This window comes from Streptomyces longisporoflavus, assembly GCF_014649775.1.
GTDB lineage: Bacteria > Actinomycetota > Actinomycetes > Streptomycetales > Streptomycetaceae > Streptomyces > Streptomyces longisporoflavus.
The window spans coordinates 419,996-440,477 of sequence record NZ_BMTR01000005.1 but is presented as its reverse complement, the minus strand read 5'-3'; the positions used below and the strand labels follow the sequence as shown (position 1 = coordinate 440,477).

Here is a 20,482-nt window from a genome sequence, read left to right as displayed (position 1 = left end):
AGGAGACCGAAGTGCCGGTCCTCCCCGGAGCCGAGCCGTACCGCCACGAGGGCGGCGAGGTCGGCGTCCTCCTCTGTCACGGCTTCACCGGTTCCCCGCAGTCCCTGCGCCCCTGGGCGGAGTACCTCGCGGGCCGCGGCCTGACCGTCTCGCTCCCGCTCCTTCCCGGTCACGGCACGCGCTGGGAGGATCTGCAGGTCACCGGCTGGCAGGACTGGTACGCGGAGGTGGAGCGCGAGCTGCGCGCGCTCCGTGAGCGGTGCACGGACGTGTTCGTGTTCGGTCTCTCCATGGGCGGCGCCCTCACGCTGCGTCTCGCCGCCAAGCACGGCGACGAGGTGCGGGGCATCGTCCTCGTGAACCCGGCGAACAAGGTGCACGGCCTGGCCGCGTACGCCCTTCCGTTCGGTCGCCATCTGCTGCCCACGACGAAGGGCATCACCAGCGACATCGCCCTGGAGGGCTCGAAGGAGATCGGCTACGAGCGGGTTCCGCTGCACGCGGCGCACTCGATGCGCCGCTTCTTCCAGCGGCTCGACCGTGAACTGCCGCAGGTGACGCAGCCGTTGCTGCTGCTGCACAGCCCGCAGGACCACGTCGTGCCGCCGGCCGACTCGGCCAGGATCCTCGGCCGGGTCTCGTCCACGGACGTCACCGAGACCATCCTGGAACAGAGCTACCACGTCGCGACGTTGGACCATGACGCGGACCGGATCTTCGAGGAGAGCTACGCGTTCATCGGCCGGCTCGCCCCCAGTGTCGGTAAGGAAGGGACGGCCACCGGTGGCTGAGCAGGACCGAATCGAACCCGACGGCGAGAGCCGCGAGCCCGAGAAGAGGCAGGAGCCCTCCGAGGGACTGCCCCTGGACGAGGACGCGGCCTGGCAGGCGATCGTCGCGGGGTACGGCCAGGAGCCGGCGGATCCGCCCGGCGCCAAGCCGTTCAAGTCCATCGAGGACCTGGCCCTGCTCGAACCGGAGACGAACGACACTCCGGGACCGGACTCCGGGAAGGCCAAGAACCCCACGGCCCCCGACGACCCGGACGACTCCGGCTCGAAGAAAACGCTCGGCGGCTCCGTCTCCTTCGCCCCCGGCGTGGGCAGCGGCCCGCGTGACTACGACGCCCCCGAGGCGTCCGACGACGACCTCGGCGAGGGCGACGAGGGCCACTTCGTGCCGCCGGAGCCGCCGCCGCTGCCCGCCGCGGACGTCACCGCGAAGTTCGCCTGGCTCGCCGTCCTCGGCGGCCCGGTGCTCATGCTGCTCGCGGTGCTGCTCGGCTGGCAGATGACGTGGTGGCTCGCGACGCTCAGCATCGGCGGCTTCCTCGGCGGCTTCGCCACGCTGGTGGCGCGGATGAAGGGCGACGACGAAGAGGACGACGAGGACCCGGGCCGCGGCGCGGTGGTCTAGCGGGCTCCGGGGCTCACACGCCCTTGGCGGCGGGAATCCTGAGGGCGGCGAGTACCGGCAGATGGTCGGTGGCCGCCCGCAGATCCGCCTCGCTCACCCCGTCGAGCTCCAACGGCACGCCGCAGCCGAGGACTTCGATCCCGGAGGTGGCGAAGATCGCGTCGATGCGCTGATGCGGGTCGCCCGGCGTCGAGGTGTTCTCGCCGCCCCACGGCGCGGTCTCCCAGCAGTCCCGGAGCGAAGAGGCCAGCCTGCGGAACGTACGGCCCTTGGGCCGCTCGTTGAGGTCGCCGCCCGCGACGGCGTGCTCCACGCCCATCCCGGCGAGCCGGTCGAGCAGCATCCCGCCCTGCGCGTACCGCTCGTCGCTCTGCAGGCTCAGATGGCAGCTCAGGACGCCGAGCCGGGCGCCCCCGAACCGCACGACGGCGGTCGCGAAGCCGCGCCGGTGCAGCCCCGGCGTCAGCGGGAGCAGCACGTCCTCGGTCCGCTCGACGGTGGCCCGCAGCGAGCAGAGCAGCGCGGGCCCCGACGCCGTGGCACCCCCGGAGAGCACCACGAGATCGGCGGCGCGGGCGAGCCGCGCCAGCTTCTTGCGCCACCGGAAGAAGCGGGGCGCTTCCTGGACGAGTACGAGATCGGGCGCACAGGCGGCGATGACCCGGGCCAGCGCGTCGGTGTCGTCCCGCATGGACCGGATGTTGTAACTGAGCACCCGGACGACGGCCGAACCGTCGTCCTCGGTCCTGGAGTCGGGAAGCCTCACCATGGGGATCAAGATACGCGGTGACGGGTGCCGCCACGACGAGGCCCGCCGCCCCGGAGGGGACGGCGGGCCTCGTACGAACGCGGTGTGCGCCTAGCCCTGGCGGGCCAGGTCGGCGGCGCCCACGAGCCCCGCCTTGTTGCCGAGCTGCGCGGCGAGCACCTGCGCGTGCGGGCGCCATTGCCCGCCGATGAGCCAGCGGCGGAAGGACTTCCGGATCGGGTCGAGCACCAGCTCGCCCTCGTCCGAGAGGCCGCCGCCCACGATGAACGCGGAGGGGTCGAAGAGCGAGGCCAGGTCGGCCAGGCCCGCGCCGACCCAGCGGGCCAGCTCACGGTACGAGTCGACCGCGACCGGGTCGCCCTGCCGGGCCGCCTCGCTGATGTGCTTGCCCTCGATGCCCTCGACCGTGCCGTCGCCCAGGCCGAGCAGGATGTCGGCGGCCTCGGGCGTCGCGTTGGCGCGCTGCCGGCCATAGCGCAGGAGGGCGCGTCCGGACGCGTACTGCTCCCAGCAGCCCTGGCTGCCGCAGCCGCAGAGGAGTCCGTCCGGCACCACCCGGATGTGGCCGAACTCGGCGGCCACGCCGAAGCGCCCGCGCCGCAGCTTGTTGCCGATGATGATGCCGCCGCCGAGGCCCGTGCCGAGCGTGATGACGATGACGTCCTCGTGGCCCTGGCCCGCGCCGAAGCGGTACTCGCCCCAGGCGGCGGCGTTCGCGTCGTTCTCCACGACGACCGGCATGCCGACCCGCTGCTCGACCTTGTCCTTGAGCGGCTCGTGGCGCCAGTCGATGTTCGGTGCGAAGAGGACGGTGGCACGCTTGTCGTCCACGTAACCGGCGGCGCCGATGCCGACGGCCTCCACGTCGTTCCCCTTGCCGGCGCCGGAGACGGCGGCACAGATCGCGTCCACGATGCCTTCGGCGGTCGGCGGAGTGGGCACCGTGTGGGTGTCGAGAATGGTGCCCTCTTCGTCGACCACTCCGGCCGCGATCTTCGTGCCGCCGATATCGACGCCGATGGTGAGTCCCATGTGTCCCTCAGTTTCGGTCGAGCCCCGCTAAGGGCAACCGTACCCGAGGGGTAGTCAGTCCAGGTCGATGTGTTCGCCGGGACCGGGGCCCTCGTCGCGCGGGCCGGGGCCCCTCGCGGCGTCGCTCCCGCGGGTCCAGCGGCCTTCCTGGCCCTCCACCGCGGAGCGGTAGGCGGCAAGGAGTTCGCTGCCGGCGGCGGCGAGGTGGTCGAAGACGTCGGGGTTGCGCTCGATGACCGGCTCGACGGCGGCCTTCGCCTGCTGGACTACCTGCTTCACGGTCTGCTCGACGGCGCCCTGCGCGACCGCGCCGAGCAGCGGCGCCTGGAGTCCGGACAGCTTCTCCGAGACGGCGTCGACGAGCTTGCGCAGCTCCTCGCCGGCCGATCCGGCCGGCGGCCCGTACTGGGCGCGGCGGCGGGCCTTCTCCGCGGCGAGGTCCTCGGCGCACGCCTTCTCCCAGGCGTCGGCGCTGGCCGCTTCGGGTTCGGGCACTTCGCGCTCGGTGGCATCGCTCATGACGGAAGACTCCTGCGGAGGGGCGGAGGGCGATTCATGGATTCGTACTCTCGACGTTACCCGAACGGCGGTCGCGCGTTCACCGTGCCGGCGGCCACAGACCGGGATCGGGCGCGAAACGCACCCGCAGCTCGCCCTCGCGCAGTCCGGCGCCCGCGACGGTGCAGCGGCGCAGGGCCGACGGCAGGGGGACGATGCGCCGGAAGGGACCCGCGGTGACGACGAGTTCGTCGCCGCGCCGGATCAGTCCGAGCTCCTCGCGTACGACACCGGGGAGCGGTATGTGCCAGACCAGTACGCCGTCCTCGGCGAGGGCGTCGACGACGGGCCAGTCCACGGTCCCGGGGGCGGCGGCGGGGGCGGGCACACGGAGGGCGGCCAGGTCGTCGGCGCCGCGCGGTTCGTGCCCCAGGTGCGGCAGGCGCACGACGCTTTCGCCGTACGTCTCCTGCCACTCGGCCAGCGTCTTGCGCTGCTGGGCGATGAGCCCGGCGAACCAGGTGTCGGCGGTGTCGTCGGGCAGCACGCGGTTGGCGTACACCGCGTCGACGCGCAGCCCTTGCAGGGCGAGGCCGGTGGCGGCGGCGCGCACGGCGTCGGCCCCCGTGGGGCCCGGCTCGGCGATCAGGCGGACCGTCGTGCCCGGCGCCTCGATCACGGCCTGCGCGGCGGCGAGTTCGGTGTCCCGGTCGGCGGCGGTCTCGTACAGCCAGTCGGCGGGCATCGGGACGCCGGCCATGCGGCCGAGCATGGGCCGCAGGGCGCGGGCCGCCTGCCGCTCGGGCGGCAGGAGCCTGCGGAGGTAGCGGCGCAGCTGCTCGGGCAGGGCGAGGACCGCGAGGGCGCGGGGCACCGGGGGCAGGTCGGCCACCACGGTGTCGTACGCGCCCTGTCCGGCGTCGCGCAGGGCGCGAAGCAGGGCGAGTTCGTCGCTGCCGGGCAGCGGGGTGAGCTCCTCGCCCTCCAGACGTCCCGCGCCGAGCAGGTCGAGCGCGGAGGAGGCGCGGTTCTGCAGGGCGAGGAGATCTTCGCGGAACTCGTCGCCGGGGGCCAGTGTCCGCAGGGTGAGGTTCGCGTGTTCCGCGCCGAGGGTGTCGGCGCGGTCGGCGGAGATCAGCAGGGTCCGCTGTCCCTCACGGGCGGCACGGAGCGCGGTGGCCGCGGCGACGGTGGTTCGGCCGGAGCCGCCGGGGCCGGTGAGCAGAAGGGTGCGCATAAGAGTGAACGGTACGGGAGCCGGCGGGGGCGGCCGGAACCGCGGGCCGGTGGGCCCGCCTGCCGGCCACGCGCCGGATCTCTCCCGCCCGGCCGCCCGCCCGGCGACCCCGCGCCGTCAGGCCTTCGGCCCGGCTTCCACTCGCTTCTTCAGACCCGCGAGCGCCCGGTCGATGATGACCTTCTCCGCCTTGCGCTTGATCATGCCGAGCATGGGGATCTTGACGTCGACGGTCAGCTTGTACGTGACCTCCGTGCCGGTGCCCGCGGGCCGCAGCAGGTAGGAGCCGTCGAGCGAGCGCAGCATCTGCGACTTGACGAGGGTCCAGCTGACCTCGTTCTCGCCGGTCCAGGTGTACCCGAGCGTCTGGTCGTCCTTGATCGCGCCCGCGTCCATGACGAGGCGGACCTGCTTGGCGCGGCCCTGCTCGTCGGTGTCGAGCACCTCCGCCTCCTTCACCTCGCCCGTCCAGTCCGGGTAGCGCGCGAAGTCGGCGATCACCCCCATCACCTCGGCCGGTGCCGCCTCGATCGTGATGCTCGAGCTGGTGTGTTCCGCCATCTCTGTGGCTCCTCCAGATGCGGTCCGGTAAGGGGGGTGGTGTCTATATGTGTGACGCGTGAAGGCTACCGCGCACCGGGTGGACCGCTGTCACCACTCCAGGGCCCACGGCCTGCCCGAGCTCGCGAAGTGCCCCACGTTCACACACTCCGTCGCCCCGACCCGCATCCGTCGCGTCAGCGGTTGATGGACGTGGCCGAAAAGTGAGTACCTCGGGCGGGTCTTGTGAATGGCCGCGAGCAGCGCACGACTGCCCCGCTCGAAACGGCGCGCAACAGTGTCGTACACGAGTTCGGGGACGTCCGGCGGGATGTGCGTGCAGAGCACGTCGACCTCTCCGACCGCCTCGATCTTGGCCGCGTACTCCTCGTCGCTGATCTCGTACGGCGTCCGCATGGGGGTGCGCAGGCCGCCGCCGACGAAGCCGAAGACCCGGCCGCCGATCTCGGCGCGCCCGCCGTCCAGGACGGTGGTGCCGGGGCCCGCGTACTCGGACCAGAGGGCCGGCATGTCGACGTTGCCGTACGTCGCGTACGTCGGTGCGGGGAAGGCGGGGAACAGCTCGGCGTACTGCTTGCGCACGGCTTTCTCGATCGCCGGAGCCTGGTCCATCCCCGCCCACAGCCGGGCTCCCAGCTCCCTGGCCTCGTCGAATCGGCGTGCGGTGCGCAGTTCGACGAGGCGGTCCGCGTTCTCCTCGCCGAAGAGGTCGGGGAAGATACCGCGCGAGTGGTCGGCGTAGTCGAGAAACAGGACCAGATCACCGAGACAGATGAGTGCGTCGGCCCCCTCGCCCGCGCGGGCGAGATCCTTTGCGTTGCCGTGCACGTCACTGACCACATTGACCCTGAAACCTGGCATGCCGATCACCCTAGAACGCGCGGGCAAGCCCGGGTAGAGGCCCGGGGAAGGGGGGAGAAGGGTGCGGACCTGCGGTTACTTCCGAGTCGGGAAGGGCGTGGCGTACTGTGCGGTTCAGACCACAACGTCGTGTGACGCACCGAACATCTGGCCCGGACCCCCTACCGAACAAGCCATACCCATGGGTAACGTCCGGGCAGTCCAGTAGTGCTCCAGCCTTCTTTCCCCCCATTTCCACGGAGCACCTGCCCGATCTTGGACCGCACCGTCGCATCGCACAACGTCGTGGCGCCGGCGCCCTATGTAGGAGCAGCAGTCTTGCGCGAGTTCAGCCTTCCGGCCCTGTACGAGGTCCCTGCGGACGGCAATCTGACCGACATCGTCCGCAGAAATGCCGCGCAGCATCCGGATGTCGCCGTCATCGGCCGCAAGGTGAACGGCACCTGGCAGGACGTCAACGCCAAGACCTTCCTCGCCGAGGTCCGCGCCGCCGCGAAGGGGCTCATCGCCTCCGGTGTGCGCCCCGGCGACCGCGTCGCCCTGATGTCCCGCACCCGTTACGAGTGGACCCTCCTCGACTTCGCGATCTGGAGCGCGGGCGCCGTCACCGTGCCGGTGTACGAGACGAGCTCCGCCGAGCAGATCCAGTGGATCCTGGGCGACTCCGGGGCCGTCGGCATCATCGTCGAGCTCGACGCGCACTCCGCGGCCGTCGACGCCGTGCGCGACCGGCTCCCCGACCTCGTCAACGTCTGGCAGATCGACGCCGGCGGCGTCGACGAGCTGAACCGCGCGGGCGCCGACGTCCCGGAGGAGACCGTCGACGAGCGCAGCGCGGTCGCGGGCGCCGACGACCCGGCCACCATCGTCTACACCTCGGGCACCACGGGCCGCCCCAAGGGCTGTGTGCTCACGCACCGCAGCTTCTTCGCGGAGTGCGGCAACGTCGTGGAGCGCCTGAAGCCGCTCTTCCGCACCGGCGAGTGCTCGGTGCTGCTCTTCCTTCCCGTCGCGCACGTCTTCGGCCGCCTGGTCGAGGTGGCCGCGCTGATGGCGCCGATCAAGCTGGGCCACGCGCCGGACGTCAAGAACCTCACGGACGAGCTCGCGTCGTTCAAGCCGACCATGATCCTGGGCGTCCCGCGCGTCTTCGAGAAGGTCTACAACTCGGCGCGCGCCAAGGCGCAGGCCGACGGCAAGGGCAAGATCTTCGACAAGGCCGCGGACACGGCGATCGCGTACAGCCGCGCGCTGGACACCCCGAGCGGTCCCTCGCTCGGCCTGAAGATCAAGTACAAGACGTTCGACAAGCTGGTCTACAGCAAGCTGCGGGCCGTCCTCGGCGGGCGCGGCGAGTTCGCGATCTCGGGCGGCGCGCCGCTCGGCGAGCGCCTGGGCCACTTCTTCCGCGGCATCGGCTTCACGGTCCTGGAGGGCTACGGCCTGACGGAGTCGTGCGCGGCCACCGCGTTCAACCCCTGGGACCGCCAGAAGATCGGCACGGTCGGCCAGCCGCTGCCCGGCTCGGTCGTCCGGATCGCCGACGACGGCGAGGTGCTGCTGCACGGCGAGCACTTGTTCACGGAGTACTGGAACAACGAGGGCGCGACCGAAGAGGCGCTCGCCGACGGCTGGTTCCACACGGGCGACATAGGCACGCTCGACGAGGACGGCTATCTGCGGATCACCGGCCGCAAGAAGGAGATCATCGTCACGGCGGGCGGCAAGAACGTCGCTCCGGCGGTGATCGAGGACCGTATCCGCGCGCACGCGCTCGTCGCCGAGTGCATGGTCGTGGGCGACGGGCGGCCCTTCGTGGGGGCGCTCGTCACGGTGGACGACGAATTTCTTGGCCGCTGGGCCTCGGACCACGGGAAGCCGGCCGGTTCCACGGCGGCGTCGCTGCGGGAGGACGTGGACCTTCTCGCGGAGATCCAGAGCGCGGTGGACGACGGCAACGCGGCGGTCTCCAAGGCGGAGTCCGTGCGGAAGTTCCGTGTCCTCTCCTCGCAGTTCACGGAGGAGTCGGGGCATCTGACTCCGTCGCTGAAGCTGAAGAGGAACGTCGTCGCGAAGGACTACGCGGACGAGATCGAGGCGATTTACCGCGGGTAGCGTTGGCGGGGGCGCCCACTCGCCGTGGGGGGCGCTCTGCTCTCGCGACTGCGGGTCGCGCCTGGTTGCTCGCGCAGTTCCCCGCGCCCCTTAAGGGGCGCGGGGAACTGCCGACAAGCCCGTGACGGCGGTCAGCCGCGCAACAAGCCCTCAGCGGCACCCCCTCAGGCGCCCCGTCAGGGGCGCGGGGAACTGCGCGACAAGCCCTCGACGGCCGTCAGTCGCGCAACAACCCTCAGCGGCACCCCCTCAGGCGCTCAAAGCAGTTCCCGCAGCTTCTCCGCGAGGAGATCCCAGCGCCACCGCTCCTCCACCCACTCCCGGCCCCGCTCCCCCATCCGCGCCCGCAGCTCCGCGTCTCCCAGCAGGGTGACGATCCGGTCGGCGGCGGCCTCCGGAGAGCCGCCCCGGACCACCCACCCCGTCTCCCCGTCGAGCACCGCGTCCGGCGCCCCGCCAGAATCCCCGGCGACGACCGGGAGGCCGGTCGCGGAGGCCTCCAGGTAGACGATGCCGAGCCCCTCCACGTCCAACCCGCCCCGCCGGGTACGGCACGGCATCGCGAAGACGTCCCCCGCGCCGTAATGCGCGGGAAGCTCCTCCCACGGCACCGCCCCGGTGAAGCGGACCGACTTCGAGACACCCGTCTCGGCGGCCAGCTTCCGCAGCTCCTTCTCGTAAGGGCCGCCGCCCACCACCAGAAGCACCGTTTCAGGCTCCCGCGCCAGAATCCTCGGCATGGCCAGGATCAGCGTGTCCTGCCCCTTGCGCGGCACCAGGCGCGAGACGCACACCACGACCGGCCGGTCCGTCAGGCCGAGGCGGGCCCGCACGGCGTCACCGCCCGATTGCGGGTGGAAGGTCTTCTCGTCGACGCCCGGCGGCAGTTGGACCATCCGCCCGGCCGCGGCGGGCGACAGGGCGGCGGCGATGCGCGAGCGCGTGTACTCGCCCAGGTAGGTGATCGTGTCCGTCGAATCTCCGATGCGGCGGAGCAGTTGGCGTGACGCGGGCAGCTGCGCCCACCCCGCCTCGTGCCCGTGCGTCGTGGCGACGAGCCGCCTGGCGCCCGCCTTCCGCAGCGCCGGGGCCATGAGCCCGAGCGGCGCCGCCGCCCCGAACCACACCGACTCGCAGCCGTGTTCGCGCAGGAGCGAGACCGCGCGCCGCGTGACGCGCGGGGTGGGCAGCAGCATCGTCGTGGGGTCGCGTACGACCTCGAAGGGCTGCTCGGCGTCGAAGGCGGCCGTCGCTTCGGCGCCCTCGCGGCCCCGCTTCCACGTGGAGGCGTAGACGACGAGCTGTGCGGGGTCCAGGCGCAGCGCCATGTTGTGCAGGAACGCCTGGATGCCACCGGGCCTGGGCGGGAAGTCGTTCGTGACGATCAGGGTCTTGTGCATCGTCGCCCGACAGTACCGAAAGCCCGCCGGAGCGCCGAACGGCCTCGCCTCCCGGACGGCCCCGCCTCATGGCCCATTGACGGCCGCGCCCGGCATCATGGCTCACCGAAACACAATGAAGTATCCGAAAAGGGGCGTGGTGTGTGTGGCGCGGATCCTGACCGTCTGGGTCCTGACCAGGACCGTGCTGCTGCTCTGCGTCTTCGGGGTGCTCACCGCGCCCGGCCCCGACGTGACCAGTGACGTGTCCGTCATCTACGAGGGCTGGTACGAGGTCCTGCGCACCGGCACCTTCCCGCTCGACGACGTCACCTGGCAGTACCCGCCCGCCGCCGCCCTCGCGATCCTCTCCCCCGCCCTGCTGCCCTTCGCCGGCTACACCACGGCGTTCTTCGTGCTCGCCCTCCTCGCCGACGCGCTGGTCTGCGGGCTGCTCCTGTACGCGGGCCGGCGGCCGGGCAAGTCCCTCCGGGGAGCCTGGACGTGGGTCGCGGGAGCGGCGCTGCTCGGGCCGACCGTGTACGCCCGCTACGACGTGATGGTGACGGCCGTCGCGGTGGCCGCGCTGCTCGCCGGGGCCCGGCACCCCCGCACGATGGGGGCGCTCGCGGGGTTCGGCGCGCTGCTCAAGGTGTGGCCGGCCCTGCTGCTCGTCGGCATGCCACGCGCGCGTGCCACCCGGAGTTCGTGGGGCGCGGCGTTCGCCACCGCCGCGGGTCTGACCCTCGCCTTCCTCGTGACGATGCCCGGCGCCCTGGCCTTCCTGACCTTCCAGCGCGACCGCGGCACCGAGGTCGAATCGCTCGGCGCGCTGGTCTTCCACGTCGCGCGGCACCTCGGCTGGCAGGGCGACGTGCAGCTCAACTACGGCTCGGTGGAGTTCCTCGGTCCGTACGTCACACTGGTCAGCACGGTGGCGCAGGGGCTCTCCGCGGCGGCCTTCTGCTGGCTGCTCGTGTGGCGGCTTCGCGCGCGCACCTGGTCGGCGAGCACGGTCGCGGACGCGGCCTTCGTCGCCGTCCTGCTGTTCACGACGACGAGCCGGGTGATCAGCCCGCAGTACTTACTGTGGCTGGTCGGGGTCGCCGCCGTGTGCCTGGCGTTCCGTGCGAGCCGCATGGTGCTGCCCGCGCGTCTGGTGCTCGCGGCCACGTTCGTCACGTTCCTGGAGTTCCCCGTCTGGTTCTCGCACGTGGTGGCGAGCGACCCGCTGGGCGTCACGCTGCTCCTCGTACGCAATGGTCTGCTCGTCGCGGCGGCGCTGCTCGCCTGCCGCAACCTGTGGCGGCACACGGTGTCCGGACCGCGCTCCCGCGAGCACGCGCCCGGCTCCGCGGAGGTCAGCCGAGCTCCTCGCGCAGATACGTACGCCACTGCGCCGTGAACTCCTCCGGAGTGATGTCCAGGACGTCCTCCAGCGCGTCCCGGACCGCGCCGGGCCTCTTCTTGTGCGCACCGACCGCTTCGTAGAAGCCCGTCAGCTTCGCCTCGCCCCACTGGTCCGCGATCATCCGGCAGGCCAGCCAGGACCCCTCGTACGCCGCGGCCAGCTTCCCCGCGTCCCCGCTGAAGCCGAAGTCGTCGTCCTCGGGGAGCTCGGCGGGCAGTCGGTCCCGCTCGGCGGCACGGCGCAATTCGGGGGCGGCCTGCGCGGGGGTGCGGCCCGTGCCGCGATAGCCCACCCAGTCGGCAAGGCCTTCGGAGAGCCACAGCGGGGTCGCGGGCGAGGTGTGCGCGCGGGTCGCGACGTGGGTGGTCTCGTGGGTGAGCACGACCTGCTTGCCGAAGTCGCCGAGCACGCCGTACGCCTCGGGGTTGACGATGATCCGATCGGCCGGCGCCGCCCCGGAGCCGCCCGCCTCCCCCGTGGTCACCGCCGCGATCCCCTGATATCCGGAAGCGGGCGCCCCGAGCAGCCCGGCCATGCCCTTCAGGGACTCGGGCACCAGGACCACGACCCGCTGCGGCCACTTCTTCTCCCAGGCGTCCCGCACCAGGGGCACCGCCCGGTCGGCGAGGTCCGCGTACCCGCGCAGCGTCGTCTTGTCCTGCTCGCCGCGCCCGACGCCGAGCACGAGGCTGTGAGCGCCCCGTACGGACGTGACGGGCCCCTGGTCCCAGAGTTGCTGCGTGGCCTTCTCGGCGGGGCGCTCAGCGGCGACGTACCAGCGTCCGTCGCGCTCCCGCAGCGTGAGCACGCGCGAGGTGGTGAGCGGCTCGCTGTCGTAGCCCTTGATCCGGTAGCGGAGGTCCGCGGTGGCGGTGGCCCGCGTGCCGGTCCGCTCGAAGGCGGTCAGGCGGTACTGCCAGGACTTCAGCGGCACGTCGCGGAGGTTGTCGTAGGCATCGGCCGCACCGCCCGTCGCGCGGTACGCCTTCGCGTCCCGGTCGAGCACCGCGGCCGCGCGCCGGTCGAGCAGCCTGCGCACGTCTCCGGGCGCCGCGTCGGGCGCCGGAGGACCGCCGCACCCGACGAGCACGGCGAGACAGATCCCCAGCACCCACGACCCACGCCCGCGACCAGCCACGTTCCAGATCGTACGGGCAGCGGGCCGCGGGGTGCCGGTCAGACCCTGGTCACCGACGACACCGGCATCATGCCGACGGGGTCGTAGCGCACGGAGGCTCCGGGGTAGGGCGCGTGCACGACCTGGCCGTTGCCCATGTACATCCCGATGTGGCTCGCGTCGTCGCGGTAGGCGACGAGGTCGCCGGGCTGCGCTTGCGAGAGGGGCACCTGCTTCCCCGCGTACCGCTGGGCCTGCGAGGTGCGCGGCAGCCCCACGCCCGCCTGCGCGTACGACCACTGGGTGAGGCCCGAACAGTCGAAGCCGGAGGGGCCGTTGGCGCCCCACACGTACGGCTTGCCGACCGCGGACCGCGCGGCGGCGATGGCGGCGGCGGCCCGTGACGAGGACGGGGCGGCGCCCCCGGGGTCCGGCATGCCTTCGCGTTCCGAGCGCGACGCCCTGTCGTAGGCGTCCCGGTCCCGCGAGGGCAGCGAGTTGAGCAGCCTGCGCGCCTCGGCGAGCTTGTGCTCGACGCTGCGCTTGTGCCGGGCCACCGTGGCGCGGCTCTTCTCCAGTGCGAGGAGTTTGCGTCCGGCCTCCGTGCGCTCCTGGGACAGGCTGCGCTGGGCCTTTTGCAGATCGGTCAGTTCACCGGCCTGCCGGGCGCTGATGCGGTCGAGCGCCGCCGCCTTGTCCAGAAAGCCGTCCGGGTCGGAGGAGAGCAGCAGGGCGAGGGAGGGGTCGATGCCGCCCGAGCGGTACTGCGCCCCGGCGAGCGAACCGAGCGCGCCGCGCATCGTGTTGATGCGCTCCTGGCCGCGGGCGACGCTGTCCTTGGCCCGCCCGACCTGCTCGCGCAGGGTGTCGGCGCGCTCGTCGGCCTTGTTGTACGCCTCGGTGGCCTTCTCGGCCTGCTCGAAGAGGCGGTCCACCTTGGCCTTGGTGGCCGCCGGGGTGTCCTGCGGCGCGGCGCCCGCCGGCGCACCGGCGAGAGCCGCCGCGGCGGTGGCCGCGGCGGCCGAAAGGATGGTGACGCGCGTGCTCCGGTCCTGACCTGACAGCGCGAGACGACGATGGGACCCCACGGGTAGCCGCTCTCCCTCCGCATGACGGACCCCCGGGCGAAGCCGGGGGAAAGTCCCCCGGTCCGTCGGGGGAATGCGCGCGACAGTAGCGGTGAGATCACGTCACGGCCAAAGGCCTCGCCGTGCACACAACGTGACGCCCCGCCGGAGACGCAGGTCACCGACGGGGCGCGAGGTCAGCGGGAGTTGCCCGAATTCGCCCGTTCGGGCGGACCACCGGTCGTTTCAGATGCGGACGACCGGGGGGTCGGCACTCGGCTGGAGGGAGGCACTCAGATGCGGACGCCGAACTGGAAGGAACCGATGGTCGACATCGACTCGTAGCGCACCACGGCACCCGGCTTCGGGGCGTGCAGCACCTGGCCGTTGCCGGCGTACAACCCGACGTGCGCGAGGCTGTTGAAGAACACCAGGTCGCCCGGCTTCAGCTCGCCGCGGCCGATCTTCGGGCCGTCGTTCTGCTGGGTGTAGGTGGTCCGGGTGATCTGGACACCGGCCTGGTTGTACGCCCACTGCGTGAGGCCGGAGCAGTCGTAGGAGTTGGGGCCGCTGCCGCCGGAGACGTAGGGCTTGCCGATCTGCGTCGCGGCGGCGCTCAGGGCGGCCTGGCCGCGCTGCGATGCCGGGGCCTCCTTGCCGAGGTCCACGCGGTCGCCGGCGTCGCGGCTCGCGCGCTGCTCCTTGGCGGCGAGCTCCTGCTTCTCCTTGGCGGTCAGGGTGTTGAGCAGCTTCTGGGCGGCGCCCAGCTTGCTCTGGACTTCCTTCTTCTTCTTGCCCAGTTCCTTGCGCGTGTCGGCAAGGTCCTTGAGCTTGTCGGAAGCCTCCTTGCGCTCCTGCGCGAGGGTCCGCTGCTTCTCCTGGACCTTCTTGAGCGCCTCGACCTGCTGACCGCTCAGCTGGTCCATGGTGGACGCCTTGTCGAGGTAGTCGTCCGGGTCGGCGGAGAGGAACAGCTGGACGGAGGGGTCGAGGCCGCCGGAGCGGTACTGCGCGCTGGCCATCGAACCGAGGCCGCCGCGCAGGTCGTTGAGGTCCTCCTGGCCGCGGGCGACCTTGTCCTGAAGCTCGCCGATCTCCTTCTCGAGCTTCTCCTGCTTCTCCTTGGCGCCGTTGTACCGGTCGGTCGCCCGGCCGGCGTCCTCGTAGAGCTTGTCGACCTTGGACTTGACCTCGTCCTTGCTCGGCTTCTCGCTCGGCGCCGCGTTGGCCGCCTGGGAGGTGAGTGCGACGGCAGCGGCGGCGGTGGCGGTGAGCACGGTCACGCGCGCGCGGCTCGGCTGCTTGGGTCGACGATGGGACGCCACGAAGGCGGCTCCTTCTTCCTCCAGCCGCCTACCGAAACCTGGTGGGCGGGTACCACCGCTGCCACCCCGGATGGGTGATCAACCGAGCGGAGGTTCGAGGCGAGACCCTAGTGACCTTCTTGTGATCAGTTCAAATCCTGACAGGAAAAAAGTAGGTTGCGGGGCGCATATTTTACCGATAACACACAGGCAGTAGTTACTACTTGACGCTACGTCGCGCAGCGTGAGCACCAATTCGGGCATAGAGAACACGAGTTACTTGTGCCCCCAAGCGGAGCGAAAGCGGCGTACGTTAACCCCGTGAAGGCGGCGTGCGGCAGCCCGTGAACGCGCCGGTTCTCAGCCGCGTTCTCAGCCGCGCGAGAGCCTCTTGAGGAGGACGGCGGAAGCGACGGGACGCGCCCCCGCCTTCGCGATCCCGTCGGCGACTTCCCGGTCGGTCGACACGACGACCACGGGGCGCCCCGACGGCTCCGCGCGCACCAGCTGGCGGATCAGTTCGTCCGCGGTGACGCCGGGCTTGGAGAAGAGCACCCGCACCCCGCGCGGCGGCGCGAGCAGCACCGGCGCGGCGAGTTCGGCCCCGTCGAAGACGCAGGTCATCTCGGCGCCGGTCTGCGCGGCGAGCTGCGAGAGCGAGCCGAGCAGGCGCAGCCGCTGTTTCTCCAGGGGCATGGTCGGATAGCCGGTCTTGGTGACGTTGTAGCCGTCCACGACCATGTGCGCCTGGGGCAGCGCGAGCAGCTGGTCCAGGATCGCCGGGTCGTTCTCGGAGAGCGCCCTGGCGGCGATGTCCTTCGGCGTCATCCGGCCGGGCTCGACGGCGTCCACGGTCTCGGCGGGCCTTACGGAGACGGGCGGCAGCGCCAGTTCGCGGCGCAGCCCCTGGGCGGACTCCAGGAGCGTGTCGAGCAGCAGCCGCACCCGCATGTCCTCGACGCTGCGGCCCTCGCGCGCCGCCCTGCGGCTGGCCTCGAGGGCTGCCTCGGTCTCGCCGAGCCGCGCCTTGAGCCGCCGCGTCTCGCTCTCGGCGGCGGACAGCTGTGCCTGGCTCTCGGCTTTGGCGGCATCGAACTCGGCGGCGGCCTTGCGCAGGGCCGCCTCGCCGCGCTTGACGTCGCTCAGGGCGCCGCGCAGCTTGCGATGCATCGATTCGGCTTCCTTCTTCGCCGACTCGAGTTCCGTGCGCAGCCGTTCGGTCTCGGCTTTCGTCTGGCCGCGGGCCGCGGCGAGTTCCTCGCGCAGCCGTTCGAGCTCGGCCCGGGTCTCGTCGTCGGCGCGCTCGGCGTCCGCCCGCAGGGCCTCCTCGCCCGCGGCGGTCACCAGCTTCACCCAGCCGGTGGGGCGCAGCACATAGGCCGCGGCCGCCACATCGAGGGGGTCCGCGGCCGGGGGTGGTGTGCCCGCGTCCAGGGCGCCGGTGAGCTCGGGCTGCGCCTCTCTGAGACGTTCGCCGATGCGCTGGCGGAAGAGCGGGTCGCCCTCCAGGGCCGTCGCCATGGCGTTGCCCGCGAACTTCGTGCGCCGGGTCGGCGTGAAGCGGGCGTACTGCCGCAGCTGCGCGGGAAGTTCGCCGACCGTGAGACCGCCGAAGCCGTCCGAGACGATCTGGACGACCCTTCGGCGCACTCCGTCGGGCAGCGGACGGTCGAGCACCTCAGCGGCGCCGTCGTCCGGCTCCCCGCTCGCGCTCTCCACCATCCGTCACCCCACTAGCTGTGCGGGGCCCGCTCCCTCAGGAGCCGGCACCCGGCCTGTCCACGAGTTCCACCTGGTCCACCGCGTTGCACCAACGGCAGCGCACCGACTCGATGGTCTCACTGACCACCTCGCGTTCCTCGACGTTCGATTCACCGGCCAGGTCGAGGTGCACATACTCGACGACCTTCGACGTCCGGGTCACGTCGAAACGCGTGAGGTTGCCGCAGAGCGTGCAGCGCCACCGGGTGGTGTCGGTCGGCAGAGGAACCGTCATCGTGGCTGTTTCTCTTTCCTTCGGAATTCCATGGTGCGTGGTGCCCGTAACCCTAAGGCCTGTAAGGGTCCCCTCGCGGCGACGTCTCACCCGGCGGGGCGGTCTGTACGGTTTGGCTCCGTTACGTCATGCTCTGTGCATGATCAGGACGTGGGGTAGGACGGCGGGCCGCATGCTCAAGGGGCAGTCCGCCCCGGTGACGTACGGCCTGATCGGCGCGTGCTGTCTGGTCTTCCTGATCTCTCCGCTGTCCGGGTTCAACCCCGCGTACGGCACGGGCGATCAGCTGATCGCCGCCCAGCAGGCCTACTTCGAGCGCTGGGGCGTGGTGCCGTCGGAGCTGTTCAGCGGGGCACCGCGGCCCCTGCTCGCGCCGGCCACCGCGCTCTTCGTGCACGGCAGCTGGCTGCATCTCCTGGGCAACATGCTCTTCCTCTTCGTCTTCGGGGCGATGGCCGAGGAACGGATGGGGCACGTGCAGTTCGCGCTGTTCTATCTCGGCTGCGGCTATCTCGCCCTGTTCGCCTACGCGGTCGTGCACGCGGGGTCCCACCAGACCCTGGTGGGCGCGTCGGGAGCGATCTCGGCGGTGCTCGGGGCGTTTTTGCAACTCTTCCCGAAAGCGCGGGTCACCAGTCTCTTCCCGTTCCTCTTCTTCCTGCCGCTGCGCTTTCCGGCGTGGGTGGTGCTGCCGTTCTGGGTGGCGCTCCAGTGGCTCGCGGCGCTCCAGGGCGGGCAGGGGCCGGGGGTCGCGTATCTGGCGCATCTGCTCGGCTTCTCCCTGGGCTTCCTCTACGCGTGGGTGAGGTACGGGCGGACGGCTAGAGTGAAGAAGCCAGCACCGGCCATCGAGGGAGACAGCCAGCCGTGATCACCGCGATCGTGCTCATCAAGACCAGCGTGGACCGGATCCCGGAGATCGCCGAGTCGATCGCCGCCCTCGACTGCGTCAGCGAGGTCTTCTCCGTGACCGGTACGTACGACCTGATCGCCATGGTGCGCGTCACGCACCACGACGACCTCGCGGACGTCATCCCCGGCCGGATCAGCAAGATCCCCGGCGTGGAGGGCACGGACACGCACGTCGCGTTCCGCACGTACTCGCAGCACGACCTGGAAGCGGCGTTCGCGATCGGCCTCGACTCCTGAGCGCTCCCCGACGTACCGCCGCGTCCCGGATGAGCGTTTCTTCATCTGCCGCTCATGCTCCTGGCGCACCGCGTCGCGCACGCTCACTGCCATGGTCTTCTCCCACCGCATGGCGGCCCTCGCCGCCGTCGTGGCGATCCCCCTCGGCATCGCCGCGACCAGCTACGCCCTGACCGACAGCCCCGAACCTCCCAAGGCCCCGCCCAAGGTGGAACTGGAGAGCGGCTCGTCGTCACCGGGGCCGTCGCCTTCGTCGCCTTCGTCGAAGCCCGACACCCCCCGGCCGACGCCGAGTGACGAGACGGTGTCCCCGCCGCCGGTGAGCGAGAATTCCTCGGGCGATGACAACGACGACGACGGCAACGAAGGCGGCCGGGGCGACAACGACGACGACGGCCCCGGTGACGACGGCTGACCGCCCGCTCCGCCGGATATCGGCCCGTGTCCGCATCCTGCTCTGGCTGCTCGTGGTGATGGCCGTCGCGCTCACCGCGGTCGCGGCCACCACGCGCTCCGTCCTGCTGCGCGACGTAGACCACCGCATCGACCGGCTGCTCGCCCAGGAGACCGCGGAGTTCACCAACCTCGCCCGCGAAGGGGTCGACCCGCACACCGGCCGGAAGTTCGCCGCCCCCGACCCCCTCCTGCGGCTCTTCCTGTCCCGGCAGTACGCCGACCCCGACGAGGAGCTCCTCGGCCTGGTCGGCCGCCCCGGCAGGGCGCCCGCGAAGAAGGAGCAGTCGCGCGAGCCGCGGATCGGCCATCCGCTCGCCGAGGACCCCGCCGCGCTGCGCACGGTCTTCGAGTCCCCCGACGCGACCGGCACGCTGCATCGCGACCGGGGCGAGGTCCGCTGGGCGAAGGTGGAGATCGCGGCGAGCGCGGGTCATCCGGCGGCGGCGTTCGTGGTCGCCTTCCACCCGGCGGGCGAACAGGCCAAGGCGGGCGACGTGTTCACGATGCTGCTCGCCATCTCCGGCGTCGCGCTCCTGATGACCACCGGCATCGGCTGGGCCGTCGCCGGGCGCATCCTCAAGCCCGTACGCCTGGTGCGTACGACCGCCGCGCAGCTCACCGAGCAGGATCTGACCCGGCGCATCCCGGTGCAGGGCCGGGACGACATCGCCGCGCTCGCCGAGACGTTCAACGGCATGCTCGACCGCCTGGAGCGGGCGTTCGCCGCGCAGCGCGAGTTCGTCGACGACGCGGGGCACGAGCTGCGCACCCCCATCACCATCGTCCGCGGCCATCTGGAGCTGATGGGCGACGATCCGCGCGAGCGCGAGGAGACGACCCGGATCGTGATGGAGGAGCTCGACCGGATGAGCCGGATCGTCGAGGACCTCCTGCTGCTCGCCAAGGCCGAGCGCCCCGACTTCGTCACCCCGGAGCCGGTGCAGCTCGCCGAGCTGACCGCGGACGTCTTCGTCAAGGCGCGGGCGCTCGGCGACCGCGACTGGAAGCTGGCCGAAGTGGCCGAAGGGGAAGCCGCCCTGGACCCGCAGCGCATCACCCAGGCGATGGTGCAGCTCGCCCAGAACGCCGTCCAGCACACCGTTCCCGGCCAGCGCATCGGCATCGGATCACGCTGTGCGGCGGGCCGGATCGAGCTGTACGTCGCCGACAGCGGACCCGGCGTCCAGGCACAGGACGCCGCGGTGATCTTCGAGCGGTTCAGGCGCGGCACCGCGCGCCGCGGCTCCCGGGCCACCGGCGCCGGGCTCGGCCTGGCCATCGTGCGCGCGATCGCCGAAGGACACGGCGGGCAGGTCGAGCCTCGGCCCACGGAAGGCGGCGGCGCCACCTTCGTACTCGTACTGCGTGCAGGACCGCGAGAACAGGAACCAGGACTGCCATGAACCGGATTCTCATCGTCGAGGACGAGGAGCGCATCGCCTCCTTCGTCGAGAAGGGCCTGCGCGCCAACGGCTTCACCACGACCGCCGTCGGCGACGGCGACGCGGGCTACGACTACGCCCTGACCGGCGGCTTCGATCTCGTCGTCCTGGACATCGGGCTGCCCGGCAGGGACGGCTTCACGGTCCTGCGGCAGTTGCGCGAGGCCCGCGTGAGCACACCGGTCATCGTCCTCACGGCGCGCGACTCGGTCCGGGACACGGTGGCGGGCCTTGAGGGCGGCGCGGACGACTGGATGACCAAGCCGTTCCGCTTCGAGGAGCTGCTCGCGCGGGTGCGCCTGCGGCTGCGTACGGCGGCGGGGGCGCCGGAGGTGACGGTGCTGCGCAGCGGGGAGCTGACGCTGGACCTGCGCACGCGCAGGGCGCGTTCGGGCGAGCGGACCGTGGACCTGACGGCACGTGAGTTCGTGCTGCTCGAACTCTTCCTGCGCCATCCGGGTCAGGTGCTCTCGCGGGAGCAGATCCTGTCGCACGTGTGGGGGTACGACTTCGACCCGGGCTCCAACATCGTGGACGTCTACGTACGGGCGTTGCGCAAGAAGCTGGGCGCCGAGCGGGTGGAGACGGTGCGCGGGATGGGGTACCGGCTGCCGGGGTGACGACCGGCAGCCGGTACAGCAGTTGGTCGGGGCGCTGGTGAAATTCCTTTCA

General features: G+C 71.6%; 21 protein-coding genes. 9 read left to right on the top strand and 12 right to left on the bottom strand.

The features are described from left to right. Window positions 1-11 precede the first annotated feature (11 nt). Window positions 12-791, top strand: a complete 780-nt coding sequence (locus IE226_RS13435) for an alpha/beta hydrolase (RefSeq protein ID WP_190081355.1) — start codon at window positions 12-14, stop codon at window positions 789-791. Further along, entirely contained in the window at window positions 784-1,416 is a 633-nt protein-coding gene (locus IE226_RS13430; RefSeq protein WP_229870848.1) for a hypothetical protein, read from the top strand. Before IE226_RS13435 ends, IE226_RS13430 begins: the two co-directional genes overlap by 8 nt. Window positions 1,417-1,429: 13 nt before the next feature. On the opposite strand, the gene IE226_RS13425 is transcribed toward IE226_RS13430, so the two are convergent. The 6 genes from IE226_RS13425 to IE226_RS13400 form a co-directional block, all read right to left on the bottom strand. Then, a complete protein-coding gene (locus IE226_RS13425; RefSeq protein ID WP_190081354.1) occupies window positions 1,430-2,185 on the bottom strand; it encodes an endonuclease/exonuclease/phosphatase family protein in 756 nt (251 codons plus the stop codon). A gap of 90 nt (window positions 2,186-2,275) precedes the next feature. Then, the gene (locus IE226_RS13420) at window positions 2,276-3,217 is read right to left on the bottom strand and encodes an ROK family glucokinase (protein ID WP_190081353.1); all 942 of its coding nucleotides are present in this window, start codon (window positions 3,215-3,217) and stop codon (window positions 2,276-2,278) included. Between the two features lie 54 nt (window positions 3,218-3,271). Further along, the gene (locus IE226_RS13415) at window positions 3,272-3,736 is read right to left on the bottom strand and encodes a DUF5304 domain-containing protein (protein WP_190081352.1); all 465 of its coding nucleotides are present in this window, start codon (window positions 3,734-3,736) and stop codon (window positions 3,272-3,274) included. A 79-nt stretch (window positions 3,737-3,815) separates the two neighbouring features. Continuing rightward, entirely contained in the window at window positions 3,816-4,952 is a 1,137-nt protein-coding gene (locus tag IE226_RS13410; protein WP_190081351.1) for an ArsA family ATPase, read from the bottom strand. Window positions 4,953-5,069: 117 nt separating this feature from the next. Continuing rightward, entirely contained in the window at window positions 5,070-5,513 is a 444-nt protein-coding gene (locus tag IE226_RS13405) for an SRPBCC family protein (protein ID WP_190081350.1), read from the bottom strand. A gap of 90 nt (window positions 5,514-5,603) precedes the next feature. Next, window positions 5,604-6,353 carry a metallophosphoesterase family protein gene (locus tag IE226_RS13400; protein ID WP_190081463.1) on the bottom strand — a complete coding sequence of 250 codons (750 nt, stop codon included), beginning with the start codon at window positions 6,351-6,353 and terminating at the stop codon, window positions 5,604-5,606. A 339-nt stretch (window positions 6,354-6,692) separates the two neighbouring features. Between IE226_RS13400 and IE226_RS13395 the strand changes: the two genes are divergently transcribed. After that, on the top strand, window positions 6,693-8,489 hold the full coding sequence (locus IE226_RS13395; protein ID WP_190081349.1) for an AMP-dependent synthetase/ligase: 1,797 nt from the start codon (window positions 6,693-6,695) through the stop codon (window positions 8,487-8,489). A gap of 257 nt (window positions 8,490-8,746) precedes the next feature. Here IE226_RS13395 and IE226_RS13390 read toward each other — a convergent pair whose 3' ends face one another. Then, window positions 8,747-9,889 (bottom strand): glycosyltransferase family 4 protein, encoded by a 1,143-nt coding sequence (locus IE226_RS13390; protein WP_190081348.1) that lies wholly within the window; start codon window positions 9,887-9,889, stop codon window positions 8,747-8,749. A 115-nt stretch (window positions 9,890-10,004) separates the two neighbouring features. On the opposite strand from IE226_RS13390, the gene IE226_RS13385 reads away from it, so the two are divergent. After that, window positions 10,005-11,273: a glycosyltransferase 87 family protein gene (locus IE226_RS13385; protein WP_190081347.1), complete on the top strand. Its 1,269-nt coding sequence runs from the start codon at window positions 10,005-10,007 to the stop codon at window positions 11,271-11,273. Here the strand turns inward: IE226_RS13385 and IE226_RS13380 are convergent. The 5 genes from IE226_RS13380 to IE226_RS13360 all read right to left on the bottom strand — a co-directional run bounded on the left by IE226_RS13380 (window position 11,230) and on the right by IE226_RS13360 (window position 16,763). Further along, on the bottom strand, window positions 11,230-12,417 hold the full coding sequence (locus tag IE226_RS13380) for a hypothetical protein (RefSeq protein ID WP_190081346.1): 1,188 nt from the start codon (window positions 12,415-12,417) through the stop codon (window positions 11,230-11,232). The two genes, IE226_RS13385 and IE226_RS13380, sit on opposite strands and share 44 nt — an antisense overlap. Window positions 12,418-12,455: 38 nt before the next feature. Continuing rightward, window positions 12,456-13,484 carry a C40 family peptidase gene (locus tag IE226_RS13375; RefSeq protein ID WP_190081345.1) on the bottom strand — a complete coding sequence of 343 codons (1,029 nt, stop codon included), beginning with the start codon at window positions 13,482-13,484 and terminating at the stop codon, window positions 12,456-12,458. A gap of 272 nt (window positions 13,485-13,756) precedes the next feature. Further along, entirely contained in the window at window positions 13,757-14,788 is a 1,032-nt protein-coding gene (locus IE226_RS13370; RefSeq protein WP_190081344.1) for a C40 family peptidase, read from the bottom strand. Between the two features lie 351 nt (window positions 14,789-15,139). Beyond that, window positions 15,140-16,489, bottom strand: a complete 1,350-nt coding sequence (locus IE226_RS13365; RefSeq protein WP_190081343.1) for an NYN domain-containing protein — start codon at window positions 16,487-16,489, stop codon at window positions 15,140-15,142. Window positions 16,490-16,523: 34 nt separating this feature from the next. Next, window positions 16,524-16,763: a hypothetical protein gene (locus tag IE226_RS13360; RefSeq protein ID WP_190081342.1), complete on the bottom strand. Its 240-nt coding sequence runs from the start codon at window positions 16,761-16,763 to the stop codon at window positions 16,524-16,526. A gap of 139 nt (window positions 16,764-16,902) precedes the next feature. Here IE226_RS13360 and IE226_RS13355 point away from each other — a divergent pair, with 139 nt between their 5' ends. From IE226_RS13355 to IE226_RS13335, 5 genes are all read left to right on the top strand, one after another. Further along, window positions 16,903-17,634, top strand: a complete 732-nt coding sequence (locus tag IE226_RS13355) for a rhomboid family intramembrane serine protease (protein ID WP_190081341.1) — start codon at window positions 16,903-16,905, stop codon at window positions 17,632-17,634. Then, window positions 17,631-17,912, top strand: coding sequence for an Lrp/AsnC family transcriptional regulator (locus IE226_RS13350; protein WP_190081340.1), 282 nt, complete (start codon window positions 17,631-17,633; stop codon window positions 17,910-17,912). The genes IE226_RS13355 and IE226_RS13350 overlap by 4 nt, the downstream gene beginning before the upstream one ends. Window positions 17,913-18,003: 91 nt before the next feature. Beyond that, window positions 18,004-18,327: a small secreted hydrophilic protein gene (locus tag IE226_RS13345; RefSeq protein ID WP_190081339.1), complete on the top strand. Its 324-nt coding sequence runs from the start codon at window positions 18,004-18,006 to the stop codon at window positions 18,325-18,327. After that, a complete protein-coding gene (locus IE226_RS13340; RefSeq protein ID WP_229870846.1) occupies window positions 18,314-19,771 on the top strand; it encodes a sensor histidine kinase in 1,458 nt (485 codons plus the stop codon). The genes IE226_RS13345 and IE226_RS13340 overlap by 14 nt, the downstream gene beginning before the upstream one ends. Then, entirely contained in the window at window positions 19,768-20,430 is a 663-nt protein-coding gene (locus IE226_RS13335; RefSeq protein WP_190081337.1) for a response regulator transcription factor, read from the top strand. Before IE226_RS13340 ends, IE226_RS13335 begins: the two co-directional genes overlap by 4 nt. The last annotated feature ends 52 nt before the right edge of the window (window positions 20,431-20,482 follow it).